Genomic DNA, 23250 nt, shown 5'->3' with positions numbered 1-23250 from the left:
TCGCCGCCGGCCCGCCCTGGACCCGGTGGTAACGAATCCACGCGGCCTGGCGAGTCATCTATGACGGCCGACGTCGGGGCGCACCGAGGATGTCGGGCAGCCGAGGGGGCGCACCGGGAATGGCGAATCCAGCAGTCGACGAACGCGACGATCGTGCTGGCGCGGGAATCGGCGGCCACCGGCCGATCGCCGGCCGGGACATGAGTCGGAGCCCGTTCTGGGCGCTGCTGGCATTCGGCGCGGTGGCCGCCCTCGGCGGCATCACCCTCTGGTCCGCGCCCGCGCCGATGATGGCGCCCTGGGACAACTTCATCCTGCTCGACGGCGCGTACCGGATCCTCCAGGGTCAGGCGCCCAGCACCGACTTCGCCAGCCCCATCGGGCCGCTGGTGTACGGGCTGACCGCGATCGGCATGCGGATGCAGCGGGTACCGTCCCTCGCCGCGGTCGGCTACGGCAGCGTGGTCTTCCTCGGGATCGTCGCGGTGCTCGGCTGGCTGGTCGCGCGGCGGCGTCTGCCCGCTCCGCTCGCCGCGGGGTTCACCGTCTTCGTCGCCGTCGTGGTGGTCGCGGTTCGGCCGCTCGGCTACTCGGCGGGCAACACCACCTACGCGATGCTCTACAACCGGTACGGCTGGGCGCTGTACGCGACGCTGCTCGTGCTCGCGCTGCTACGGCCGCGGGTCCCGATGCCACCACGCGCGCTGGCCGGCGACGGGCTGATCCTCGGGGCGCTGCTGGGCCTGCTGTGCTACTGCAAGATCAGTTTCTTGCTGGTCGGGGTGGGCGCGGTCGGCGCCGGCCTGCTGCTGGGCACCCTTCCCCGCCGGCTGCTGCTCGCGCTGTGGGCCGTCGTCGGCTTCCTGCTCGTCGGGATCGCGATGTGGCTCGCGTTCGGCGCCCGCGCGCCGGACTACCTGGCCGACTTCGTGGCCACCGCCCGGGCGCAGCGCGACGGGCAGCGGCTGTCCGTGCTGGTGCGCAGCGTGGCGGTCAACCTCCCGGTGGGGCTGGTCGCCGCCGCGGTCATCGGCGGGCTGCTGGTGTCCGCCCGCCGGCATGGCCGGCCAGCCCGACCGATCTGGCGGCTGGCGGCGGCGGCCGGCTACGTCCTCGGCTCCAGCGTGCTGGTCTCGGTCACCAACTCGCAGGAGAAGGTCGACCTGCCGGCGCTGGTGCTGATCCCGCTGCTGCTGGCCGGATACGCCGTCGGCGACGCCGCACCGGCCGGCGCGCGCCCGTTCCGCCCGCCGAAACCGCTGCTGGCCGGCGTCGCCGTGCTGCTGGTCGGCACGGCCGGCCTGGTCGCCGCGCGGGACATGGTGGCCATCGGCAGGGCGGTGGCGCTGCGCGGCGAGGTCGCCGCCCCGGCGCCGAGCCAGCGGATGGCCAGCGACCGGCTGCGCGACTTCGTCGTACCGGCCGACGCGACCTGGCAGACGGCCTACCGCACCGCCAACGAGGTTCCGGCCATGATGAACGACGGCATGGCATTGCTGCGACGGCACGTCGCCCCGCGCGACACGGTGTTCACCGTCGCGCTCGCCAACCCGTTCTCCTTCGCGCTGTCCCTGCCGCCCAGCCGGGGCGAGCCGCTGTGGTGGGACGTCGGCATCGACTTCGACCGCGCCAGCCATCCCAGCGCCGACCGGGCCTTCGGCAACGCGCGCTGGGTGATGGTCCCGCGCATGGTGCCCGGGCGGGGCTGCTGCCAGCAGACGGTTCAGACGATGCTCGACCTCTACCAGCCCTACCTGGACCGGCACTTCACCGAAACCGAGCGCACCACCGACTGGATTCTCCTTGCCCGCACCCAGTGAACGGCACAGCGAACGACCGGCCCTGCCCCCGGGCCTCGGACTGCCGCTCGGGGTGCTGGCGGTCCTCGGCGCGCTGGTGGTCGCCGCCCTCGGCGTCCACTACGCCGGTCATCGCACCCCGGGGGCGGTCGACGGGTGGATCCTGCCCGGCGTCGACGGTGTGCGGCCGCCGTGGCGCTACGCCGCGCTGGCCATCGACTTCTGCGGCGAACCGGTCGGCGCGACCATCCTGGTCGCCGCGGCGGTAGCCGCCTGCCTGCTGCTCCGGCGGCCGCGCGCCGCGGTGCTCACGCTCGCCGGTGCCGGCCTCACCGTCGGGTCGACGTCTCTGCTCAAGCACGTGGTGGGCCGCACGATTCACGGTGGCTACCTGTCGTTTCCCAGCGGGCACACCGCGCTGGCCACCGCGCTCGCCCTCGTCGCGGCGCTGGTCGCCACGGGGATGCTCCGGCTTCGCCGCCGGGCCGCGACGCTGCTGCCGCTGGTCGCGGCCGCACTGGCGGGGGCGGCGATGGGGTGGGCCGAGGTCGCCCTCGGCGCCCACTACCCCACCGACGCACTCGGCGGCTACGCCACCGCGCTGGCGGTGGTGCCGGCCACCGCGTGGCTGGTCGACCGCGTCGCCGGTATTCGCTCCGGGCGCTGATCAAGGCCGCAGTCAGTCGCTGTCGGGTGCCAGATCGGCGCGCCGGAGACGAACTCGGTCGGTAGCAGGGTCACGCTGGTGAGCTGGGCGCAAGAGCCACCGCGATGGCTCTGCCGATTTCGCCGCTCGCGCCGGTGACGAGGGCGGCCCGCCCGCACAGCTCGTCCGCTGCGAATACATCCATCCGTTCACCGATCTCCTCTCTGCCCCAAGGCCCCCGCCAACAGTCGCCGGCGCGTCACACGAAGCGGCGGAACACCGGCTTCACCGGTCGACCGCCCAGCCAGGGAGTGGGGTCTCCGCAGTCGAGCGCCTTGCGATACACCGCGCAGGCCTCGGCGACGATGTCGACGGTGCGGTCGATGTCGGCGTCGTCGAGCGCGCCACTGACCACAAAGGACGGTGCGAGCACGCCGCCGGCGAGTAGCTGGCGCAGGAAGAGCGTGCGGTACCGCTGCGACGGCTGCCGGTTCTCGTCCAGGGTGGCGAACACCAGGTTGCTGGCCCGGCCGCGGACCACGACGTGGTCGCCGACGCCCATGCCGGAGGCGACCTCCCGGACGCCGGCGGCGAGCCGCTCGCCGAGAGCGTGCAGCCGCGCGGTGATGCCCTCCTCGACGTAGGTGTCCAGCACCGCCATGGCGGCGGCCAGCGAGTGCGTCTCCGCCCCGTGCGTGGTGGACAGCAGGAACACCCGGTCCCGGGAGTCGCGTAGGCCACCCCGCTCCATCAGTTCCCTGCGGCCGGCCAGCGCGGCGACGGCGAAGCCGTTGCCCAGCGCCTTACCGAACGTGGACAGGTCCGGGACGACGCCGTACAGGCCCTGGGCGCCCGCGGCGGACCAGCGGAAGCCGGTGATCATCTCGTCGAAGACGAGCACGCAGCCGTGCCGGTCGGCGAGTTCGCGCAGCCCGGCGAGGTACCCGGGCGGCGGATCCTGCTGGGTGGCGGGTTCGAGGACGAGGCAGGCGATCCGCCCCTCGTGCCGGTTGAGCAGGTCCTCGGTAGCGGCCAGGTCGCCGTACGGGAAGGTGACGGTCAGCTCGGTGGTCGCCGCGGGAACGCCGGCTGACATCGCCGTGGTGCCGATGAACCAGTCGTCGGTGGAGAAGAACGGGTGATCGCGGCAGATCGCCACCATGGGGCGGCCGGTGACCGCGCGGGCCAGCCGCACGGCGGCCGTGGTGACATCGGAGCCGTTCTTCGCGAACTTCACCATCTCCGCGGTCGGCACGGTGGTAAGGAACCGTTCGGCCGCCTCGACTTCCACGATGGAGGGCCGGACGAAGTTGCTGCCCCGGTCGAGTTCCCGTCGCACCGCCGCGAGGACGCGCGGGTGCGCGTGGCCGAGGCTGACCGAGCGCAGCCCGGAGCCGTACTCGATGTACTCGTTACCGTCGACGTCCCATACGTGCGCGCCACGGCCGTGGCTGATCACCGGCGCGAGGTCCTCGGGGTACTGGTCGTCCCCCTTGGCGTAGGTGTGCGCGCCCCCCGGAATCATGGTGTGCAGCCGCTCGTTGGCCAGCCGTGACCGGAGCAGCGGTCGGTTCGTGTCCACGGTGCTCACCTCACCCTCGGCAGGACCTCGGCGAGTGGCGGTGCCTGCCGATCCCGGTCGGACATGGACGTGACCGGAAGCGGCCACGGAATGGCCAGTTCGGGATCGTCAAACGCGATCGTCACGTCCTCGGCCGGGTCGTGCCTGCGGTCGATCCGGTAGGAGACGTCCGCCGGATCGGTCAGCGCCTGGAACCCGTGCGCGCAGCCGGCCGGGATGTACAGGGTGACCTGGGTGTCTCCGGACAGTTCGAACAAGGCGGTGTTGCGATAGGTCGGCGAGCCGGGGCGCAGGTCGACGACGACGTCGAAGACCGCGCCGGACGAGCACCGGACCAGCTTGGCCTCGCCGGCACCGGAGCGCAGGTGCAGCCCGCGCAGCACGCCCCTGCCGGAGCGGGACACGCTGTCCTGGACGAAGGCGTTCGGGTCGATGCCCACCGAGCGGACCACGTCGGCGTCGAAAGTGCGGCAGAAGAAGCCGCGGTGGTCGGCGTGCGGCGCCGGTTCGAACAGGTACGCGCCGGCGATCGCCGGCACCTCGGTGGCCTTCATCGGATCTCCTGGGAGGCGGCCGTGGGGAACTCCGCCGGGGCGGACCCGGCCGCGGAACGGGTCGGCGGGAGGACCGCGGCGGACAGGGCGGTGAGCTGGTGCTCGATCCGTTTCGCGACGGCCAGGTTGCGCTCAGCCAGCGTCCGCCGCAGCTCCGGCGCCCGCTGTTCGAGCCGGGTGAACTGCTCGATCAACCGGCCGGCGTCGACGGCACGGGCCGGGTGACGGAACTCGGCCAGCCCCATCTCGGCCATGAGCACGTCGTTCTTGGCGGCGTAGCCGACCGACAGCGTCGGCGTGCCGACCTTCAGCGCGCACAGCACGTTGTGGTAGCGCGTGGCCACCACGGTGTCGACCGCCGCCATCTCCCGCATCAGCTCGTCCAGAGAGGACACCGAGGCGGCGGACACCCGCGGCGAGCCGACCGTGGCGATGATCTCGGCGACCACCGGCTGGTCGACCTCGTCGCCGGTGAACAGCCGCACCGACCGTCCACTGTCGACCAGGTGGCGGACGAAGCGGGTCATCCCGTCGACGTAGCGGCGGTAGATCTGCTCGGCCCGTGCCCGGTCGTCGTTGCCGCCGCGGAAGGCCATCACGCCGACCCCGACCGTGCCCGGCTCGGCGTACGACCGGGGGGTCGGCAGCGCGAACGCCAGATCGGGGTGGACCTCGTCGCGCGCGGTGTCCACGCCCATGGCCCGCATCGCGTCCCGGGACAGCGTGTCCCGGTAGGACCGGTAGGCGGCCAGCCGGGCCGCGGCGCGCACCAGTGCCCGGGTGGCCCGGTGACTGATCACGTCCGCGCCGACGCTGACCAGTGCGACCCGGGTGCCGAGCAGCCGGCCGGCCGCGCACAGCAGGAACAGCGAGTACGGGAACCCCCACGGCCGCAGCGGAAGGGTGGCCTCCAGCACGCCCATCCCCGGCACGATCACCACCTCGTGCCGGCGCACCCACGCCGCGGTGCGGGCGATGTCGACGAGCTTGCCGAGCAGCTTCCCGGCCATCGCGGCGACGCTGGAGGCGGTCCGGTACTCCGCGTGATACCAGTGCAGCCGGGTGGCGGGGATGCCGTACCGGGCGGTGACCCGCTCCGGGCCGCCGCACAGCGCGTCCACGACCGCGTCCGGATGGGCGGTGCGCAGGTGGTGGAGCACCGCCTCGAGCGATCCGTCGTTGCCGAGGTTGCCGGAGCCGAGCAGGCCGAACACGCCCACGCGCAGCCTCCTCATGTGGACCTCCCCTCGCGGCCGGCGACGATCGCGTCGACGGACAGGGACAGCTCGCCGGCATCCACCGGCGCGCGGTCCTCGACCCGCTCGCCGGCGCCGGGCCGGGTCCGGCTGGCCAGCCACGCGGCCAGCGCGCGGTAGCACGCGGCACGTTCGCCCGGGGGCAGCGGGGCCCGGCGGATCGCCGCCAGGTAGCCCCACACGTACTCGGCGAGCAGCCGCGCGGTCGGGTGCCGCAGCGGGTCGGCCCGGCGCGGGTCCAGGTTGGCGCACCGGCTGCGCTTGCCGGGGTTGGCCCGCTCGGCCCGGGTGGGGTGGTCGCGGCGGAAGTACAGCAGCTCGGGCACCTGGTGGAACGGCCCGTGCAGGGCGATCTCCGCGACGAACGTGCGGTCCGCGTGGTGGTAGCTGTCGTGCGGCTTGACCCGGCGCAGCACGTCGGCGCGGATCACCCCGTAGAAGTCGTCGCCGCCGGGTTCGAACAGCAGGCTGCGGAACCGCTCGGACGCGCGCGGCGAGTCGGTGGCCAGCCGGTAGTCGAACGGCACCGTCACCCGGCCGCCGCCGTCGATGATGGCCTGCCAGGCGTGCGCGAGCACCATGTGCGGCCGCGCGTCCAGCGCCTCGACGCAGGCCCGCAGCAGGTCCCGGCCGTACAGGTCGTCGTGCGAGGCCCACTTGAACAGCTCCCCGCGGGCCTCGCGGAACACGAAGTTGTGGTTCGGCGCGGCACCGATGTTCCGCGCCAGCCGGATGTAGCGGATGCGCGGGTCGCGGGCCGCGTAGTCCCGGCAGATGTCCGCGGTGCCGTCGGTGGACGCGTTGTCCGAGATGATCAGCTCGAAGTCGGCGTAGGTCTGGCCGAGCAGCGCGTCCAGCGCCTCGGCCAGGTACTCCTCGCCGTTGTACACGGGCAGGCCGATGGAGAGTCGGGGTGTGGCGGTCATGGGCTCCTCACTTCGTTCTCGCGCAGGCCGGCGCGCAGGTGTAGCCACCAGACGGCCGAGCCGGTGATGGTGGCGGTGGCGACGCCCCAGGCGGAGCCGACCGCGCCGGCCACGGCCGCGCCGGCCAGCCCGCCGGTGACGTAGCAGGTCGAGGCGAGCAGTTGGGAGCGCAGGCTGCGGCGGGCCGCGCCGAGCGCGCGCAACCCGGCCGCCGCGCCGCTGGCCAGGCTGGCGCCCATCACGCCGAGCGTGGCCGGCACGATCAGTGCCGAGGCGGTGGGCCAGACCCCGCCGAGCACGAACTCACCGGCGCGGTCCGGCAGCAGCAGCAGCGCGCCGCCCCACAGCAGCGCGGCGGCGGCCTGGCCGGCGCCGAGCAGCAGGCAGAAGAACCGCAGCCGGTGCGGGGCGCGGCGCAGCACCCGGGCCGCCTCGGCGACGGTGACCAGGGACAGTCCCATCAGGACGGCGAGGAACGGGCCGAGCAGGAGTTCGGCGCCGCGCACCGTGCCCACGGCGGCGAGCCCGGCGATCGCGCCCAACCCGTAGGCGCGTAGCTGCGAGGCGCCGCTGTTGCTGACGTTCTCCACCAGGTAGCGGGACCCGAGGTCGCGCTGCTCGCGCAGCCAGCCGAGCGCGCGGGACACCCGGGGCGGGATGCCCGCCTGGACGCAGCCGTAGCCGGCGGCCACCGCACCGGAGCCGCCCCAGGCCAGCACGAAGGCGACCACGCTGCCGTCGCGGGCGGCCAGCACCATCGCCGGGATGAGCGCGGCGCCCCACACGGTGTCGTTGAGGAACGCCTTGCGGCCGGCGCCGGCGGCGAAGAAACCGAACCGCCAGGCGTCCTGCAGCAGCAGCGCGGGCAGCACGACGCCGAGACCGACGAACGCGGGCCCCACCGAGCCGCCGATGGCGAGCCCGGCTAGCACGCTCACCGCGCCGGTGACCACGCCCACGCCGAGCGCGGTCCCCGACGAGCGGGCCACCGCACCGCGCCACGCCGCGGCGGGCACCCCGCTGAACCGGACCATCAGCGGGTCGGTGGCGAGCCCCCGGGACACGTTGAGCACCACGCCGTAGGTCACCCAGGCGAGGCTGAACACGCCGAACGCGGTCACCCCGAGCGAGCGGGCCACGGAGATGCCGACCGCGAAGTTGGTCATGCTGGACACCGCCTGGTCGGCCAGCCCCCAGGACAGCCGACCGGCCATGGCCCGGAGCGCGGTGTTTCCGCGGTTCTGCGTGGTAGTCATGGTTTGACCAGGCCGGCGTCGTGCAGCGCGCGGGCCGCGTCGGCGACGGCGTCGAACGGCAACCCGGACCGTTCGGCCATGTCCAGCAGGCTGTGCTCGCCGTCGGCGAGGTTGAGCACCCACAGCATGGCCAGCTGGGCCTGCTTGGCGTCGCTGCGGCCGCCGAGCGAGTCGTACAGCCCGCGCCGGCCGAGTTGCGGTTCGCCGTACGGGCTGAGGTTGACGTAGCGGCGGTTGCGGTCCAGCAGTCCGAACGCCTCGCGGCACACCGCGAGCGTGTCGGCCATCGCGTCCGGGGAGACGAAGTCGAGGTTGTCCGCGGAGGTGTGGTACTCGGGATAGCCGGCGTACGGGGTGCGGGTGAGCGAGCCGACACCGAGGTTGAAGCCGGGCGAGCAGAACTGCCGCTCGTCGTAGCCGTACGGGGAGAAGTCGACCACCCGGTGCGGCCGGCCGGACGCGGCCAGCACGTGCGCCATCACCCGGTCGATCTCCGCGTCGCCGCGCCGGCTGCGCTTGTAGGTCAGCGGCCCGCGGTCGCCGGCGCAAGCCAGCACCAGCCCGTGCCTGATTCGGTCGATGCGGTCGGCGTTGCGGGCCAGCCAGGTGATCGCGCCGATGGTGCCGGGCGCGAACAGGAACCGGTACGTGTACCAGGGGTCGCGTTCGGACAGTGCCCTGGCGAGGAAGGCGGCCACCGCGATGCCGGCCAGGTTGTCGTTGGCCAGCGAGGGGTGACACACGTGGCAGGAGACGATCACCTCGTCGGTGACCCGGCCGGGGACCACGTGCTCGGCGTAGGTGAGGTGGCCGTCCGCGAGCGTCGAGTCGATCTCGACCCGGTACTCGCCGTCCGGCAGGGCGTCCAGCGTCTCCTGGGCGAGGCAGAAGCCCCAGGTGGGCGCGTAGTAGCTGGTGCGGTAGGGGATCCAGGTCGGGTGGTCCGGCAGGGTGTGCAGGTGCGGGCGCAACTCGGCGAGCGTCATCGTCGCCGACACCGGCACGCTGTAGCCGACCACGTGCAGGGTGGACGCGGCGAAGTCGACGACCCGGCGGCCGGTGGCGTCGGCGATGTAGGCGTCCCGGATGTTCCACTCCGGCGGCACCGTCCAGTCCAGCACCGGGGTGCCTGTCGGCACCTCGTGCACCTGAAGCGGCAGGTACTCGCCGACGATGTCGAGGGTGCGGCGCACCCCGTCGCCGGTGATGCTGCGGCACACCGGGTACAGCCGCTCGACCAGCGCGTACATCTCCGCGCCGGCGTCCCCCACCGGCCAGGCCGCCGGCCCGTCCATCAGCATCGCCATCAGCACCGCCGCAACGTGTCGTCGACGGCGCCGGCCTCGGACCGCTCGCGCAGCCAGGCCAGCCGGGTGAAGCGACGCTCGAAGTCCCGCTGGGTCAGGCCGTGCCGCTGGTAGGCGTCGGCCAGTTCCAGCGCGCCCTGCTTGACCGTCCACTCGCAGTCGAAGCCGGGCACGGCGGCGCGGAACCGGGAGAAGTCGACGCGGTAGGAGCGCGGGTCCGCGCCGGTCTCCCCGGTGATCAGCAGCCGGGACCCGGGCACCGCCTCGACCACCTGCCCGGCGATCTCCGCGACGGTCACGTTGTTCCGCTCGGTGCCAACGTTGAACGCCCGGTCGTGCACCGCGTCCCGCGGCGCGGCCAGCGCGGCGGCGAAGGCCCGCGCGATGTCCGCGGCGTGCACCAGCGGCCGCCACGGGGTGCCGTCGGAGAGCACCCGCACCTGCCCGGTCAGGTGGGCGTGCGCCACCAGGTTGTTCAGCACGATGTCCGCGCGCAGCCGGGGCGAGTAGCCGAACGCGGTGGCGTTGCGCAGGTACACCGGGGTGAAGTCGGCGTCGGCCAGGCCGTGCAGATCGTCCTCCACCCGCACCTTGGACTCCGCGTACGGCGTCACCGGCCGCAGCGGGGCGTCCTCTGTGACCAGGTCGTCCCCGCCGGACGCGCCGTACACGGAGCAGGTGGACGCGTACAGGAAGCGGCGCACCCCGGCGTCCCTGGCCAGTTTGGCCAGCCGCACGGACGCGTGGTGGTTGATGTCGTAGGTGAGTTCGGGGGCCAGCGCCCCCAGCGGGTCGTTGGACAGCGCGGCCAGGTGGATCACGGCGTCCACTCCGGACAGATGTGCGGCGGTGACGTCACGCAGGTCCACCCGGTGACCGGGCGGGTCGTCCGGTGCCGGGCCCAACACGCAACCGTCGAACAGGCCCGCGTCGAGGCCGACGACCTCGTGCCCGGCGGCCGCGAGGACCGGGGCCATCACCGTGCCCAGGTATCCCTGGTGGCCGGTCAGCAGCACACGCATTTCTCAGCCCTCCAGGCCAAGAGTCAGTTTGGTGGTGAAGAACGCCTCGGCGTAGCGGGTGCGGCATTCGATGCCGCGGATGCGGGCCAGGCCGAGGAAGGCCTCCCGGTCGTACCAGGGCCGGTGCCGCTGTGACGGGTAGTGCTGCTGGAGCAGCCGCGCCTTGCGTTCCGCGATCTCCGCCGACAGCGGCTGGTACGCCACCGGCCGGCCGAGGTCGGCGTCCCACTTGACGATCTCGTAGCCGAGCACGAGGTGATCGCGGAAGGCGGTGGTCACCAGCCGGGCCAGCCCGCGGTGGTCCTGGTGCGCGTCCTCGGCGCGCGGGGCCAGCACCAGGTCCGGGTCGGTGCGGGCGCGCAGGTCCTCGACCGCGGACTTGGCCTCGTCCCAGTGCGCGGGCAGCCGGCCGTCGGGCAGCTTGAGCACGGTCAGCCGCAGGCCGGCACCGGGACAGAAGGCAGCGAGCGCGGCCTCCTCCTCGCGCTCGCGCTCGCCGCCGCCGCCGGAGAGCACCAGCGCGTCGACGCGGATCCCGGGCCGCGCCGTGCAGATCGTCAGCAGGGTGCCGCCCGCGCCGATGGCGATGTCGTCGCAGTGCGCGCCGAGCGCGACCACCGAGTCCAGCCGGGACGCCCCGAGCCGGATCACGCCGTCCTCACCGTGGCGTGGTCGCGTTCCCACAGCGCCCACGGGCGCTCGCCGCGGGAGTACGCGGCGTCGAGCGCGAACCGCTCCTTGACCGTGTCGGTCGGCTTCCAGAACCCGCGGTACGGGTAGGCGAGCAGCCGGCCGCGCTTGGCCAGCTCGGCGCACCCGTCGGCGACCAGGTCGCCGTTCTCCGGAATGTGGTCGAACACCTCCTGGCGGAGCACGAAGTAGCCGCCGTTCTCCCACAGCGGCATGTCGCTGACCGCGGTGATCCCGCCGACCATGCCGTCCTCGGTCATCTCGACGCAGTGGAACGACGACTGCGGCGGCACCACCATCATCGACGCGCCGGCGTCCCGCGCCGCGAACCGGTCGATCATCTCCGGCAGCGGGGCGTCGGTGAGCACGTCCGCGTAGTTGGCGAGAAACATCTCGTCGCCGTCCAGGTACTCGCGCACCCGGCGCAGCCGCTCCCCGATCGCCGACTCGATCCCGGTCTGCACGAAGGTGATCGACCAGTCGGAGATGTCGGTGGACAGCAGCTCCGCCCTGCCGCCGCGGAGCACGAAGTCGTTGGAGGTGGTCTCCTCGTAGGTGAGGAAGAAGTTCTTGATGTGGTGCGCGCCGTAGCCGAGGCACAGGATGAAGTCGGTGTGCCCGAAGTGCGCGTAGTAGCGCATCACATGCCAGATCAGCGGTCGCGGGCCGACCATCGCCATCGGTTTGGGCACGTCGTCCGACGCGCCGCTGCGCATCCGCATGCCGTACCCGCCGCAGAACAGGACGACCTTCACGGCTTCACCTCCACGATCTCCAGCTCCGGAATCGGGAAGACCAGCCGGCCGCCCCAGGTGTGCACAAAGGACAGTTGGTCGGTGAGTTCCTCGCGCAGGTTCCACGGGAGGACGAGCACGTAGTCCGGCTTGTCGGCGGCGATCCGCTCGGGCGGCAGGATGGGAATCCGGGTGCCCGGCGTGTACCGGCCGTGCTTGTACGGGTTGCGGTCGACCGTGTAGGCGAGCAGGTCGGGCCGGATGCCGCAGTGGTTGAGCAGCGTGTTGCCCTTGCCCGGGGCGCCGTAGCCGACCACCGTCTCGCCGCGGCCGGCCGCGTCGACCAGGAAGCGCAGCAGGTCCCCGCGCACCCTGGCGACCCGGGCGGCGAACTCGGCGTAGCCGGACAGTTCCCGCAGTCCGGCGGCCTTCTCCCGGGCCAGCACGTCGACCATCCGCGCGCTCGGCTCACCGGCGGCCTCGGCCGGCCGGGCCCACAGCCGGATGGAGCCGCCGTGGGTGGGCAGCAGTTCGACGTCCACCAGGCTCAGCCCGCCGCTGGCCAGCGCGCGCGCCGCGGAGGCCACCGTGTAGTACTGGAAGTGTTCGTGGTAGATCGTGTCGAACTGGTTGCGCTCGATCAGCGTGAGCAGGTGCTGCACTTCGATCGACACCCAGCCGTCGTCGGCGACCAGGGCGCGCAGCCCGCGGGTGAATCCGACCACGTCGGGGATGTGCGCGTAGACGTTGTTCGCCACCACCAGCTCGGCGGGGCCGTGCTCGGCGCGGACCGCCGCACCGGTGCCCGGATGCAGGAACGCGGTCAGCGTGGGGACACCCGCGTCCCGCGCGGCCTGGCCGACGTTCACGGACGGCTCGACGCCGAGGCAGCGAATACCGCGAGCGACCACGTGCCTCAGCAGGTACCCGTCATTGCTGGCGACCTCCACCACGAAGGAATCCGGGCCGAGCCCGAGCCTTTCCACGGCGCCGTCGACAAAGTTTCGTGCGTGCTCCACCCAGGAGGTGGAGTACGACGAAAAATAGGCATACTGGGTGAATGTTTCCTCCGGCGTGATCAGCGGAGGAATCTGCGCCAGCCAGCACTCCGTACAGACCCGCAGGTGTAACGGGTAGGTCAGTTCAGGCTGGTCGAGTTGGTCCGCCGTGAGAAAACTCTCGCAGGGCGGTGTCGCCCCGAGATCCACCACGCTGGCCAGGCTCGACGAACCGCAGAGTCGGCATTTCGTCATCGACAGGCTCCTTTTTGCCCGCGCCAGGCGGCGCGCGGGCATCCCCTCGGTTAAGTCGCCGAACACGGGACCCTTGTTACACGTTTTGACCGGCGATACCCGGCCATTCCGGAAAAGCGTCGCCGCGGCGCTCGGCCACGCCGCGAACCAGGGCCACAAGACCCGAAAATTCCCCCGTTGAACGGGAGCGTCGCCGGTATCATGCGCGCTCCCCGACGGTTTCCCCGGCGATGGCCGCGCGGTAGCCGGCGAGCAGCCGGTCCAGCCCGACCGCGGGGGTGAAGTCCCGTTCGTAGCGGCGCCGGGCGGCCGCACCCATCTCCCGGTTCCGCGCCGGCGCGGCCGCCACCCGGCGCAGGCAGGACGCGAGCGAGCCGGCGTCGCCGGGTGCGTGCAGCAACCCGGTCACGCCGTCCTCGACCAGTTCCGCGAAGGCGCCGTGCCCGGCGGCGACCGCGGGCACACCCGCCGCCATCGCCTCCACCACCACCAGCCCGAACGCCTCCAGCCAGGTGGACGGCGCCACCACGGCCACCGACCGGGACAGCAGGTCGCGGCAGGCCGCGGTGTCGCGCAGGCCCAGGTACCGCACGTCGTCCCGGCCCGCCGCCCACCGCGCCACCGCGGCTTGCAGCGGCCCGGCGCCGGCGATGGCCAGCGGCACGCCCAACCCGCCGGCGGCGGCGAGTTGGTCCCACGCGGCCATCAGCAGTCCGACGCCCTTCTCCTCGGCCAGCCGGCCGAGGTAGAGCACGTGCTCGCCGGTGCCCGCGCGGCGGACACCAGGGTCCGGCACGAAGTTGTGCTTCACCGCCAGCTTCGCGGCCGGCATGCCGGCCCGGCGCAGGATGTCCCGCTGCGCCGCGGAGATGCAGAAGAACCGGGCCACGGTCGACCACCAGCGGCGGCGGTTGGCGGCCAGGCCGACCGCCACCGGCGCGGTAGCCAGCGGGGAATCCCGGTAGCAGCCGTGCCGGATCGCCGGCAGCGGCGTGCCGCCGACGCATTCGGTGCACGTCCGGCCGTCCCGGTGCAGCGTGCCGGGCGGGCACACCTGCCCGTAGTTGTGGAGGGTGGCCACCGTGGGCACGCCCGCGCCGGCGCACGCGGCCAGCACCGACGGCGACAGCAGCGGGAACGTGTTGTGCACGTGCACCACGTCTGGCGCCTCGGCGCGCAGCCGGGCGGCGAGTTCCCGGCGGGCGGCCGGATTCCACGGCACCAGCAGCGGTACCGCGGCCCGGCCGAGCAGGGACCGGCCGGCGATGTCGTCGCTGCGCCGCTCGAACAGGTCGACGTCGTGGCCGGCGTCGCGCAGCAGCGCCACCTCCCGGTCGACCACGTTGTTCTCGCCGCTCGGCTGCGCCGACCGGTACCGGTTGTGCACCACCAGGACCTTCATGTCACCTCCGGTTCGGGTGCGGCTGGCAGGGCGAGCAGCGCGGCGGCGACGGCGAGGTGCAGCAGGTACGGGGACGCGTCGCCCAGCCCCGCCTCGGTGTAGGAGGCGGTGACGCAGTAGGTGATCAGGAAGATCGCGCACGCCCTTGCCAGCGACGGCGGTCGCAGCACGGCGACCAGCACGAGCACCACGAGGAACGCCGCGACCAGGGTGATGCCGGCGAAGCCCTGCTCGTTGTAGACGGCCAGCCAGCTGTTGTCGATCGGCAGCCCGCCGAAGGACTTGTCCCCCAGGCCGACGCCGAACACCTGCTCGGTGGTGGTGCGGGGCGCGGCGAGCAGGGCGTCCCACACCTTGGCCCGGCCGGTGAGGCTGGAGAAGTTCTCCTCGCTCTGCCCGCGAAGGAACCACGCCTGCAGCACCGGCCCGAGCGCGACCGCGGCCACCCCGGCGCACGGCACCGTCCAGGCGAACAGCCGGCGCGCGCGGGCACTGGTCAGCAGCAGCGAGCCGATCGCCACGGCCAGCCCGACGAGCATGCCGACCGTGGCCGTGCGAGTGTGGGTCAGCAGGAGCAGCACCATCGACGGCACGATCACCACCACGGCGCTCCACCGGTCGGTGCGCCGGCCCAGCAGGAGCAGCACGGTCAGCCCGGCGATCACGGCGGCGTACTGCCCGACCTGCGGCGGGGTGAGCGGCCACAGCGCGCCGACCAGCCGGCCGCCGTAGAGGTCCGGCATGGCCGCGCCGGGCGAGATCACCAACCCGGCCGCTACCGAGGCGAGCACCGCGCCGAACATCCGGATGTGGTACCGGACGAACGTCAGGTCACCGTCCCACCAGCGGCTGAGCAGCCACAGGGTGGCGACGAACAGGGCGAACCTGGCGCAGCGGAACAGCGCGCCGAGCCCCGACTCCAGGTGCGCGCTGGAGATCACGCTCACCGCGAGCAGCAGGCTGAGCAGGAACAGGTAGGCGCTGGGCCGCACCCGCAGCCGCGGGTTGAGCAGCAGCGCCAGCGCGAACGCGGTGACCAGCGAGCCCATCGTGGCCAGCTGGATGAGCGAGCGGGGCAGCGGCACGATCGTCTTCGCGCCGGCCGAGCCGAGCGTGTTGAGGATCAGCAGCGCCCACGCCACGCCGGCCAACCGCGGCACCCGAGGCCGCGCTCCCGGTTCGGGTCGGCTCGCGGTGCGGTACGCGACGCCGGTGGACTCGACGGCCATGTCAGCCACCGCCCCGGGTGAACGTGCTGCCCTGGTCCTGCTGGTACGGCGCGGCCTGCCACTGCAGGTGGTCGAGCACCTGGCTGGTGTCGTGCGCGACGAACGTCCACGGGCCGACGTAGGCGTTGTCGTGCCAGCGGTTGTCCTGGCGGGCGATGATCGCCTGCTCGACGCCGTCGCCCCGGTACGGCGACCAGTCCGGGTAGCTGCCGAAGTTGGCCAGCAACGCCATCCGGCCGCAGGTGACCTCGCAGCCGACCACCGAGGTGTCCAGCGTGAACCGGTTGCCGTGGATGTCCACCCGCTGCGTCTTCCACCGGCAGTCGTCGCGCAGCGGGGCGGTGTCGATCGCCGGCTGCGTGCACCGGGACCTGTCCGGCACGAGCAGCGTGCAGCTTCCGCTGGAGGTGTTGGCCGGGCTGTTGCAGAACCGGTCGGCGTTCTCCCACAGGGTGATCCCGGACCAGTTGTCCTCCAGCGTGTTCGCGGAGATGTCGAGCCTGTCCGTGCGGGCCCGCACGCGTGGTTCACCGCCCGACTCGGACACGTAGACGGTGGCCACCGGGAAGCTGTCGCCCCGGTCGGCGTACCGGCGGCCGTCCACCCAGTTGTTCCTGCGGATGGTGTTGTTCCGGATGACCGCGTTGTAGCTGGCCTCGTAGATGATCGCGGCGCCGTCGTTGGCCTCGATGAGGTTGCCCTCGACGAGGAAGTCGTTGTCGTCGGTGTCCGCCCACAGCCCGGCGCCCCGGTTGTCGTGCACCCAGTTGCCGCGCACGTCCGCGCCGTCGACGGCCCAGAACTTCACGCCGCCAGTGCAGCCGCAGCCCGGTTCCCGACTCTCCCAGTCGTCGGCGTTGTTGCCGACGATCTCGTTGCCCTCGACCACCAGCCCGGTGATGCCGCCGCGTTCCTGGTAGGCGTTCATGCCGTACTGCCCGTTGCCGCGCAGGCAGTCGCCGCGGACCCGCTGGTGGGCGCCGGCCATCAGCCCGGCGCCGGCGTTGTGCTGGATAGTGCTGTGCTCGACCACCCAGCCGTCCGCCGAGTCGTGGTTGACCACGCCCTCGTCGCGCGGGGCGACGAAGCCCTGCACGGTGAGGTTGCGGATGGTGACGTCGCGGGCGGCGCCGGCGAAGGCGTACTGGTTGATCCGCCGGCCGTCCAGCACCGCTCCGGGCGCCCCGAGGTAGGTGTCCCCGTCCTTCGGGGTGACCTGGGCGTACCGGTCGTCGGGCAGCCGGTGCGTGCCCGGTGCCAGCCAGAACGTCGTCCCGGCCGGGCTGGCCTGCGTCTTCGCGGCCAGGTCGCCCGGCACGGCCGGGTCGACGGTGACCGCACCGGCCGGTGCGGTCGTCGGACCGGGCGGCATCCGGTCGCACACCGCGGCGGCGGCCGGGGCCGGCGACCCCGAGGAGTTCACCGTCGGCGCGACGCTCGCCTCCGGGGTGGTCGAGCACCCGGCCACCACCAGCGGTGCCAGCACGGCGAGCAGCGCCGCGCGCCAGCGCCCGCCGGCGGTCCGCAGCAGCCCGTTCACGACGCCCTCCTACCCGTCGAACCGCAGCACGGTGGCGAACCCGCCGGCGGCACCGGTCGGCCCCGTCCCGACGAGCACCGTCGCCGGTTCCTTGCGCCCGAAGCCCGCGGAGTACCAGCCCAGCGGCGGATCGGTGTCCCCGCGGTGCGCCCGCCAGGAAAGGCCCTCCGGCAGGTCGAGCGCGGCGGAGCGCTCCGCGCCGTCCCTGCTCCAGGTCAGCGTCGCCCGGGTGCCGGAAAGGGACGCGGCGACCGCGGGACCGAGGTGGAAGGCCAGCCGTACCCGCCGGCCCGCCGAGCGCGGCCCGCGGATCTCGTCGAACACCCGCAGTTCCCGCCGGGCGCCGTCGAGTTCCACCCAGCGCCGGTGCACCGCCGGCGCGTACCCGTCGTGCTCCGCGCACCAGCGGGCGACGCCATGCTCCGGTGTCTCCGCGACCAGCACCCGGCTGCGTGCCTGCCGGGTCCACAGGAACGGGCCGCCGGAGACCGACTGGTCCCGCCCGTCCAGTTCCAGGGTGTTGTGGCCGATCGTGGAACGGAAGTACCGCCGCCACTCGGGCTGGCCGTGGTAGCAGAACGTTCCCGGGTCGGCGAGCACGTCCACGCCGTCGTGCCGCACCTCCAGCGACAGCGCGTCGGCGTGCGCGTGCGCGGCGATGGACAGGAAGCCGTGCGGCCCGCCGTCGCAGCGGCACCACACCTCCCCCGCGCGCAGGATGGTCATGCCCGCGTCGGGGAAGTGCGCCGGCCGGCTCGCCGGGCGGGTGCGCGCCGGGCTGGACCGGCGGAGCAGCGTGGCCAGCAGCGGGGTGCGGGCGTCGGTACCGCTGGGGCGCGGCCACCAGTCCAGCCGGCCGAACACCGCCTCCCCGGTGGCCAGCAGCGAGGCCCAGCGGTCGGTGCCGGTGCCGTCCAGGACCAGCCCGTGGCCGTCGTCCGCGTCGCCCTGCCGGGGCGGCCGCAGCCGACCGTCCACGATGGACGCCAGCGCGTCGGTCATCCGCAGCAACACCAGCCGGGTGGTCGCCGGCACCGGAACTCCGGCGGCGTCCGCCTCGGCCACCGCGGCCAGGCCCAGCTCCAGCACCAGGCCGTGGTACTCGGTGGCCAGCTCGCGGTTGAGCCCGGACAGGAACGTGTTGCGGCGCAGGTGGACGTCCAGTGCGCGCAGCGCGGCCGCCCGCCACCGCCGCGACTGCGGGAACCACGGGAACGCGCAGGCGGCCGCGAGCTGCCCGGCGGCCTCGGCGATGACGTGGTTGTTCGCCGACGATCCACGGCTTCCGAACGCGGCCAGCCAGCGCTGGTGGTGCCAGATCTGGTGCCGCGCCACCGGGTTGCCCTCGAATAGCGCGGCCGCCCCCGGCCAGCCGTGCAGCAGCCGGCGCGCCCACACCCAGGACAGCAGGCGGATGCCCAGCTCGATACCGCTGACCCAGTGCACCCCGCGCAGCGGCGGGTTGTCCGCCCACCAGGACCGCAGGTGCTCGGCGACCCGGGCGGCGTACCGGTCGTTGCCGGTGACCGCGTACGCCGCGGCCAGCACGGTGAGGTGCTGGTGCCGGGACGGTTCCCAGATCTGCTTGATGTCGCCGACGGTGTCCTCGTCCCGGTACGGGATGTCGAAGGCGTAGCCGGACGGGGCGCGGCGATGCGTCTTCGGATCGTACGCCCAGTCCGGCGCCACCATGTCGGCGCGGGCCACGCCGAAGTACTCGGCGTGCCCGTCCATCAGCCGGTCCGCGGTGGCGACCAGCCGCTTCGCCGCGTCCGCCGGGATTCCGGCGAGCGCCCGGTCCGGCAGCGTCGCACCGAACCGGGCGCCCGGCGCGGCGGGGCAGGCCGGCGGGGCCGCGCGCCACCGGCGCTTGCGCAGCGTGTCACCGGCGCGGCCGGCGATCTCGGCGGGCCCCATCCGGGACAGCCGGCGCAGGTACCAGCCGGGGCTCGTCATCGGGTGCGCTCCAGCTTCACCGGCACCCCGGTGGCCAGGCTGGTCCGCACCGCCAGGGTGGCCGCGGTGGTGGCGGCCAGCGAGTCCAGCGACACCGGCATCGGCGCGCCGGTGCGCACCGCGTCGAGGAAGGCGTCCAGTTCGGCGCGCTGGCCCTTGTCCCGCCCGCGCGGCAGCCGCGAGCTGGTCCACCGCCCGCGGCCGTACACCGAGGCGCGGGCGAAGTCGTCGAACCGCAGCACCTTGCCGTCCGCGACCAGGTCCAGCGTCTCCTTGGGGAAGCTGGCCGCTCCACTGGTGACGTAGCTGATCGTGGCGGTGGACCCGGCGGGATACCGCAGCACCACCTGCAGGTCGTGGTGGCCGGGGGTGGCGGCGGCGTACACCGAGGTCGGGTCGGCGGCGAGCAGCCAGCTCACCGTGTCGACGAAGTGCCCGCCCTCGCCGGTGAACCGGGACCCCTCCCTGTCCTGCTGCGCGTACCAGCTCCCCTGCTCGAGCCGGCCGGCGTTGACCAGGTAGCGCACCGACGCCGGGCCGACGCGCGCGCCGAAGCGGTCCACGGCCTCGCGCAGCAGCGGCGCGAAGCGGCGGTTGAAACCGACCTGCAGCCGGTCGTTGCCGGACTCCTCGACAGCGGCGAGCACGTCGGCCAGCTCGGATTCGGTCAGCGCCAGCGGTTTCTCCACGAACACCGCCTTGCCGGCCAGCAGCGCCCGCCTGGTCAGCGCGGCGTGCGAGCTGTGCCGGGTCACCACGAACACCGCGTCGACCGCGGGGTCGGCGAGCATGGCGTCCAGGTCGGTGGACGCGGTGGCGAAGCCGAACTTGCGCCGGGCGTTCGCCGCGGACAGCGCGGACGTGGTCACCACCTGGCGGAGTTCCACGTCGTCCCGCTCCACCAGGTGCGGCAGCAGCATGGAGGACGCGTAGTTGCCCGCGCCGACGAAGGCGACCCGCACCGTGGCCGACCGCGCCGGGCGCCGGACGTGGCCGTTGCGCGCCACCGGCACGGTGAGCGCGGGATGCTCCACTGTGGACTCGCCGTCGGGGTAGCGGAACAGCACGGCGACCGCCTTCAGCTCGCCGGCGGCGAGCCGCTGGTAGGTGTCCACCGCGGTGTCGAAGTCGGCCACGTGCGAGATCAGCGGCTCGACGTCGACCCGGCCGCGGGCCACCAGGTCGAGGAAGCACGCGAGGTTGCGGCGCTCGGTCCAGCGCACGTACCCGATCGGGTAGTCCCGGCCGTTCAGCTCGTACTCGGGGTCGTAGCGGCCCGGCCCGTAGGAGCGGGAGAACCGGACGTCCAGCTCCTTCTCGTAGTAGGCGTTCCACGGCAGGTCGAGGCGGCACTTGCCGATGTCGACCACCCGGCCTCGGTCCCGGCTCAACCGGGCGGCCAGCTCCACCGGCTCGTTGCTGCCGCCGCCGGCGGCCAGGTACACCTGGTCCACCCCGCGCCCGCCGGTGAGGTCGGCGACCGCGCTCTGCACCGCCGCCGAGCCGGGGTCGCCGCAGGCCACCGCGCCCAGCCGCGCGGCAAGCGTGCAGCGGGCCGGGTCCGGGTCGACGCCGACCACCCGGGCGCCCGAGGCGGTGAGCAACTGCACCACCAGCTGCCCGATCAGCCCGAGCCCGATGACCAGCGTTACGTCCCCGAGCTGCGGCTCGCCGCGGCGGACGCCCTGCAGCGCGATGGAGCCGACGGTGCCGAACGCAGCGTGCCGGGCCGCCAGGCCGGCCGGCACCGGCGCGTAGAGATTCCTCGGCACCCAGTTCAGCTCGGAGTGCAGCGCGTGCTCGTTGCCGGCGCAGGCCACCAGGTCGCCGACGGCCACGTCCTCGATGCCCGCGCCGACCTGCTCCACCACGCCGGCCAGCGAGTAGCCGAGCGGCGTGTAGGAGTCCAGCCGGTTGATCACCTTGCGGTAGGTGGCGGCCACCCCGTTGGTGGCCACGCTCTGCATGACCTTGGCGACCTGGTCCGGCCGGGAGCGGGCCTTGCCCAGCATGGACATGCCGGCCTCGGACACCTTCATCATCTCCGTGCCGGTGGAGATCAGCGAGAAGGCGGACCGGACCAGCACGCCGCCCGGTTTGCACGCCGGCACCGGCACGTCGAGCAGCGTCAGCTCGCCGCTCTTGTAGTTCTGCACAACCTGCTTCACGAACGCTCCCTTTGCTTATGCGGCCTGGCGCACTGATGTGGTCGCGGCGCGGTACCAGTGCTCGAGGGTCAGCACGTGCCAGAGATGCTTCGACCGGTCCTGCTGCCCGGCGGCGTCCTCGGCGACCAGGCGGTGCAGCGCCTCCCGGCGCAGCAGCCCGGACCGCACCAGCACCCCGTTTTGCACCACCTCGCGGACCAGCGGCGCCAGGTCGCGGCTCATCCACGCCCGCAGCGGCGCGCTGAACAGTCCCTTGGGCCGGTACACGATCTCGGCGGGCAGGATCGACGTGGCGGCACGCTTGAGTGCCGCCTTGCCCTGCCGGCCGACGATCTTGCGTTTGCCCGGGACGGCGAACGCCGCCCTCACCACCTCGACGTCCACGAACGGCACCCGCACCTCGGTGGACGCGGCCATGCTGGACCGGTCGGTGTAGGCCAGGTTCAGGCCGGGCAAGAACAGCCGCGCGTCGGCCAGGCACATCCGGTTGACGAAGTCCTCCAGGGCGTTGTCGTGGTAGGTGTCCGCGTGCTCGGCGAGCACGTCGTCCACTGTGGACGCCAGGTCCGGGTTGACCAGGTCGAGCAGTTCCCGCCGGTCGTACATGGTGTAGCTGCGCCGGAACGCGGTCTCCTCGGGCAGCTCGGCGAAGGACAGGAACCGCTTGGCGAAGCGCACCGACCGGTACCCGCGCCGGGAGCTGGCCACCGGCAGCCGGTCCACCGCCGCCGACAGTCCCCTTCGGACGGCGCGGGGGACGCGCTGGTAGCGCAGCGCGAGCAGGTTGGCCAGGTGCTTGCGGTATCCGGCGAACAGCTCGTCGGCGCCCATCCCGGACAGCATCACCTTGACCCCGGCCTCCCGGGCGGCGGTGCAGATCAGGAAGGTGTTGATCGCGGCGGGGTCGCCGATCGGCTCGTCCAGGTGGTAGGTCATCTTCGGCAGCAGGTCCAGCACCCGCGGCGCGATCTCGATCTCGTGCAGCTGGACGCCGAACCGCTCGGCCACCCGCCGCGCGTAGCGCAGGTCGTCCGGCATCGCCTCGAACCGGGTGTCCTCGGCGCGGAACCCGATGGTGTACGCGGAGATGCCGGGCGAGTGGCGGGCGGCGAGCGCGGTCAGGTAGCTCGAGTCCAGGCCGCCGGAGAGGAACGTCGCGACCGGCACGTCGGCGAGCAGGTGCCGCCGGGTGGCGTCCTCGACCACCGCGGCCAGGTCCGGCACCGGGCCGTCCTGCGCCTCGGCGGCGACGTCGCGCAGCGACCAGAACCGGCCGCGCTCCACCCGGCCGTCCGGCCGGCAGCGCAGCCAGCTTCCCGGCGGCAGCTTCTCCGCGCCGCGGAACGCGCACCGGGAGTCCGGCACCCAGTAGTACAGCAGCGAGGCGACCAGCGCGGCGTGGTCCACCTGGAGCGACCCGCCGAGCGCGGCGGCCAGCGCCTTGAGCTCGGAGGCGAACACCAGCCCGCCGCCGCGGCGCAGCAGGAACAGCGGCTTGATACCGAGCTGGTCGCGCGCCAGCACCAGCTCCCCGCTGCGCTCGTCGAACACGGCGAAGGCGAACATGCCGCGCAGTCGGGGCAGGCAGCCGATGCCCCAGCGTCGCCACGCCTCCAGCAACACCTCGGTGTCCGAGCTGCCTCGGAAGCGGACCCCGGCGGCTGCGAGTTCGGCGCGCAGCTCCGGCGCGTTGTACAGCTCGCCGTTGTAGGACAGGGCGAGACCGCCGGAGACCATCGGCTGGGCGCCGGCCTCGGACAGGTCGACGATGGCCAGCCGGCGGTGTCCCAGGTGGACCTCGCCGTCCCCGGCGGGGTGGTGGTACCGCCCGGCCCCGTCGGGGCCGCGGTGGGCCAGGATGTCGGTGAGCCGGTCGGTCAGCGGGCCGCCGTCCGGCCAGCGGTAGGTGCCTGCGATGCCGCACATGCGC

Annotated in this window: 18 protein-coding genes; 2 read left to right on the top strand and 16 right to left on the bottom strand. The window is 73.3% G+C overall.

Annotated elements, in window-relative coordinates; genetic code table 11:
• The first annotated feature begins 119 nt into the window (after nucleotides 1–119).
• Both FFT21_RS20390 and FFT21_RS20385 read left to right on the top strand, forming a co-directional pair.
• Complete coding sequence (locus FFT21_RS20390) at nucleotides 120–1820, top strand: hypothetical protein (protein WP_137815514.1); 1701 nt, start codon at nucleotides 120–122, stop codon at nucleotides 1818–1820.
• Nucleotides 1804–2466: a phosphatase PAP2 family protein gene (locus tag FFT21_RS20385; RefSeq protein ID WP_137815513.1), complete on the top strand. Its 663-nt coding sequence runs from the start codon at nucleotides 1804–1806 to the stop codon at nucleotides 2464–2466. Before FFT21_RS20390 ends, FFT21_RS20385 begins: the two co-directional genes overlap by 17 nt.
• 238 nt (nucleotides 2467–2704) lie before the next feature.
• On the opposite strand, the gene FFT21_RS20380 is transcribed toward FFT21_RS20385, so the two are convergent.
• From FFT21_RS20380 to asnB, 16 genes are all read right to left on the bottom strand, one after another.
• Nucleotides 2705–4027 (bottom strand): glutamate-1-semialdehyde 2,1-aminomutase, encoded by a 1323-nt coding sequence (locus FFT21_RS20380; RefSeq protein ID WP_225978588.1) that lies wholly within the window; start codon nucleotides 4025–4027, stop codon nucleotides 2705–2707.
• A gap of 5 nt (nucleotides 4028–4032) precedes the next feature.
• On the bottom strand, nucleotides 4033–4581 hold the full coding sequence (rfbC, locus tag FFT21_RS20375) for a dTDP-4-dehydrorhamnose 3,5-epimerase (RefSeq protein WP_137815512.1): 549 nt from the start codon (nucleotides 4579–4581) through the stop codon (nucleotides 4033–4035).
• Nucleotides 4578–5816, bottom strand: coding sequence for a polysaccharide pyruvyl transferase family protein (locus FFT21_RS20370; RefSeq protein WP_137815511.1), 1239 nt, complete (start codon nucleotides 5814–5816; stop codon nucleotides 4578–4580). The genes rfbC and FFT21_RS20370 overlap by 4 nt, the downstream gene beginning before the upstream one ends.
• A complete protein-coding gene (locus FFT21_RS20365) occupies nucleotides 5813–6763 on the bottom strand; it encodes a glycosyltransferase family 2 protein (RefSeq protein ID WP_137815510.1) in 951 nt (316 codons plus the stop codon). The genes FFT21_RS20370 and FFT21_RS20365 overlap by 4 nt, the downstream gene beginning before the upstream one ends.
• On the bottom strand, nucleotides 6760–8019 hold the full coding sequence (locus FFT21_RS20360) for an MATE family efflux transporter (protein WP_137815509.1): 1260 nt from the start codon (nucleotides 8017–8019) through the stop codon (nucleotides 6760–6762). Before FFT21_RS20360 ends, FFT21_RS20365 begins: the two co-directional genes overlap by 4 nt.
• Entirely contained in the window at nucleotides 8016–9326 is a 1311-nt protein-coding gene (locus tag FFT21_RS20355) for a DUF4910 domain-containing protein (protein WP_225978597.1), read from the bottom strand. The genes FFT21_RS20360 and FFT21_RS20355 overlap by 4 nt, the downstream gene beginning before the upstream one ends.
• Nucleotides 9326–10348 (bottom strand): NAD-dependent epimerase/dehydratase family protein, encoded by a 1023-nt coding sequence (locus FFT21_RS20350; protein WP_137815508.1) that lies wholly within the window; start codon nucleotides 10346–10348, stop codon nucleotides 9326–9328. The genes FFT21_RS20355 and FFT21_RS20350 overlap by 1 nt, the downstream gene beginning before the upstream one ends.
• A 3-nt stretch (nucleotides 10349–10351) precedes the next feature.
• Nucleotides 10352–10999: a PIG-L deacetylase family protein gene (locus FFT21_RS20345; protein ID WP_137815507.1), complete on the bottom strand. Its 648-nt coding sequence runs from the start codon at nucleotides 10997–10999 to the stop codon at nucleotides 10352–10354.
• Nucleotides 10996–11793 (bottom strand): glycosyltransferase family protein, encoded by a 798-nt coding sequence (locus tag FFT21_RS20340; RefSeq protein WP_137815506.1) that lies wholly within the window; start codon nucleotides 11791–11793, stop codon nucleotides 10996–10998. The genes FFT21_RS20345 and FFT21_RS20340 overlap by 4 nt, the downstream gene beginning before the upstream one ends.
• The gene (locus tag FFT21_RS20335; protein ID WP_137815505.1) at nucleotides 11790–13025 is read right to left on the bottom strand and encodes a class I SAM-dependent methyltransferase; all 1236 of its coding nucleotides are present in this window, start codon (nucleotides 13023–13025) and stop codon (nucleotides 11790–11792) included. Before FFT21_RS20335 ends, FFT21_RS20340 begins: the two co-directional genes overlap by 4 nt.
• Before the next feature lie 199 nt (nucleotides 13026–13224).
• On the bottom strand, nucleotides 13225–14427 hold the full coding sequence (locus tag FFT21_RS20330) for a glycosyltransferase (RefSeq protein WP_137815504.1): 1203 nt from the start codon (nucleotides 14425–14427) through the stop codon (nucleotides 13225–13227).
• Complete coding sequence (locus FFT21_RS20325) at nucleotides 14424–15656, bottom strand: O-antigen ligase family protein (protein ID WP_225978587.1); 1233 nt, start codon at nucleotides 15654–15656, stop codon at nucleotides 14424–14426. Before FFT21_RS20325 ends, FFT21_RS20330 begins: the two co-directional genes overlap by 4 nt.
• Before the next feature lies 1 nt (nucleotide 15657).
• Nucleotides 15658–17187: a right-handed parallel beta-helix repeat-containing protein gene (locus FFT21_RS20320; protein WP_225978596.1), complete on the bottom strand. Its 1530-nt coding sequence runs from the start codon at nucleotides 17185–17187 to the stop codon at nucleotides 15658–15660.
• Between the two features lie 18 nt (nucleotides 17188–17205).
• Nucleotides 17206–19152: an alginate lyase family protein gene (locus tag FFT21_RS20315; RefSeq protein WP_137815503.1), complete on the bottom strand. Its 1947-nt coding sequence runs from the start codon at nucleotides 19150–19152 to the stop codon at nucleotides 17206–17208.
• The gene (locus FFT21_RS20310; RefSeq protein WP_137815502.1) at nucleotides 19149–21320 is read right to left on the bottom strand and encodes a bi-domain-containing oxidoreductase; all 2172 of its coding nucleotides are present in this window, start codon (nucleotides 21318–21320) and stop codon (nucleotides 19149–19151) included. The genes FFT21_RS20315 and FFT21_RS20310 overlap by 4 nt, the downstream gene beginning before the upstream one ends.
• Before the next feature lie 15 nt (nucleotides 21321–21335).
• Nucleotides 21336–23246 (bottom strand): asparagine synthase (glutamine-hydrolyzing), encoded by a 1911-nt coding sequence (gene asnB / locus FFT21_RS20305; protein WP_137815501.1) that lies wholly within the window; start codon nucleotides 23244–23246, stop codon nucleotides 21336–21338.
• Nucleotides 23247–23250: the final 4 nt, after the last annotated feature.

Origin of the sequence: Gandjariella thermophila (assembly GCF_005405885.1) — a bacterium.
In the GTDB taxonomy this organism is placed as follows: domain Bacteria; phylum Actinomycetota; class Actinomycetes; order Mycobacteriales; family Pseudonocardiaceae; genus Gandjariella; species Gandjariella thermophila.
This window is presented reverse-complemented; position numbering and strand designations above follow the sequence as displayed.

Coding starts and splice junctions, on each gene's coding strand:
- FFT21_RS20365 (WP_137815510.1), bottom strand. CDS start 6,763: ATGACCGCCACACCCCGACTCTCCATCGGCCTGCCCGTGTACAACGGC.
- FFT21_RS20370 (WP_137815511.1), bottom strand. CDS start 5,816: ATGAGGAGGCTGCGCGTGGGCGTGTTCGGCCTGCTCGGCTCCGGCAAC.
- rfbC (WP_137815512.1), bottom strand. CDS start 4,581: ATGAAGGCCACCGAGGTGCCGGCGATCGCCGGCGCGTACCTGTTCGAA.
- FFT21_RS20355 (WP_225978597.1), bottom strand. CDS start 9,326: ATGGCGATGCTGATGGACGGGCCGGCGGCCTGGCCGGTGGGGGACGCC.
- FFT21_RS20315 (WP_137815503.1), bottom strand. CDS start 19,152: ATGACGAGCCCCGGCTGGTACCTGCGCCGGCTGTCCCGGATGGGGCCC.
- FFT21_RS20325 (WP_225978587.1), bottom strand. CDS start 15,656: ATGGCCGTCGAGTCCACCGGCGTCGCGTACCGCACCGCGAGCCGACCC.
- FFT21_RS20390 (WP_137815514.1), top strand. CDS start 120: ATGGCGAATCCAGCAGTCGACGAACGCGACGATCGTGCTGGCGCGGGA.
- FFT21_RS20330 (WP_137815504.1), bottom strand. CDS start 14,427: ATGAAGGTCCTGGTGGTGCACAACCGGTACCGGTCGGCGCAGCCGAGC.
- FFT21_RS20350 (WP_137815508.1), bottom strand. CDS start 10,348: ATGCGTGTGCTGCTGACCGGCCACCAGGGATACCTGGGCACGGTGATG.
- asnB (WP_137815501.1), bottom strand. CDS start 23,246: ATGTGCGGCATCGCAGGCACCTACCGCTGGCCGGACGGCGGCCCGCTG.
- FFT21_RS20360 (WP_137815509.1), bottom strand. CDS start 8,019: ATGACTACCACGCAGAACCGCGGAAACACCGCGCTCCGGGCCATGGCC.
- FFT21_RS20335 (WP_137815505.1), bottom strand. CDS start 13,025: ATGACGAAATGCCGACTCTGCGGTTCGTCGAGCCTGGCCAGCGTGGTG.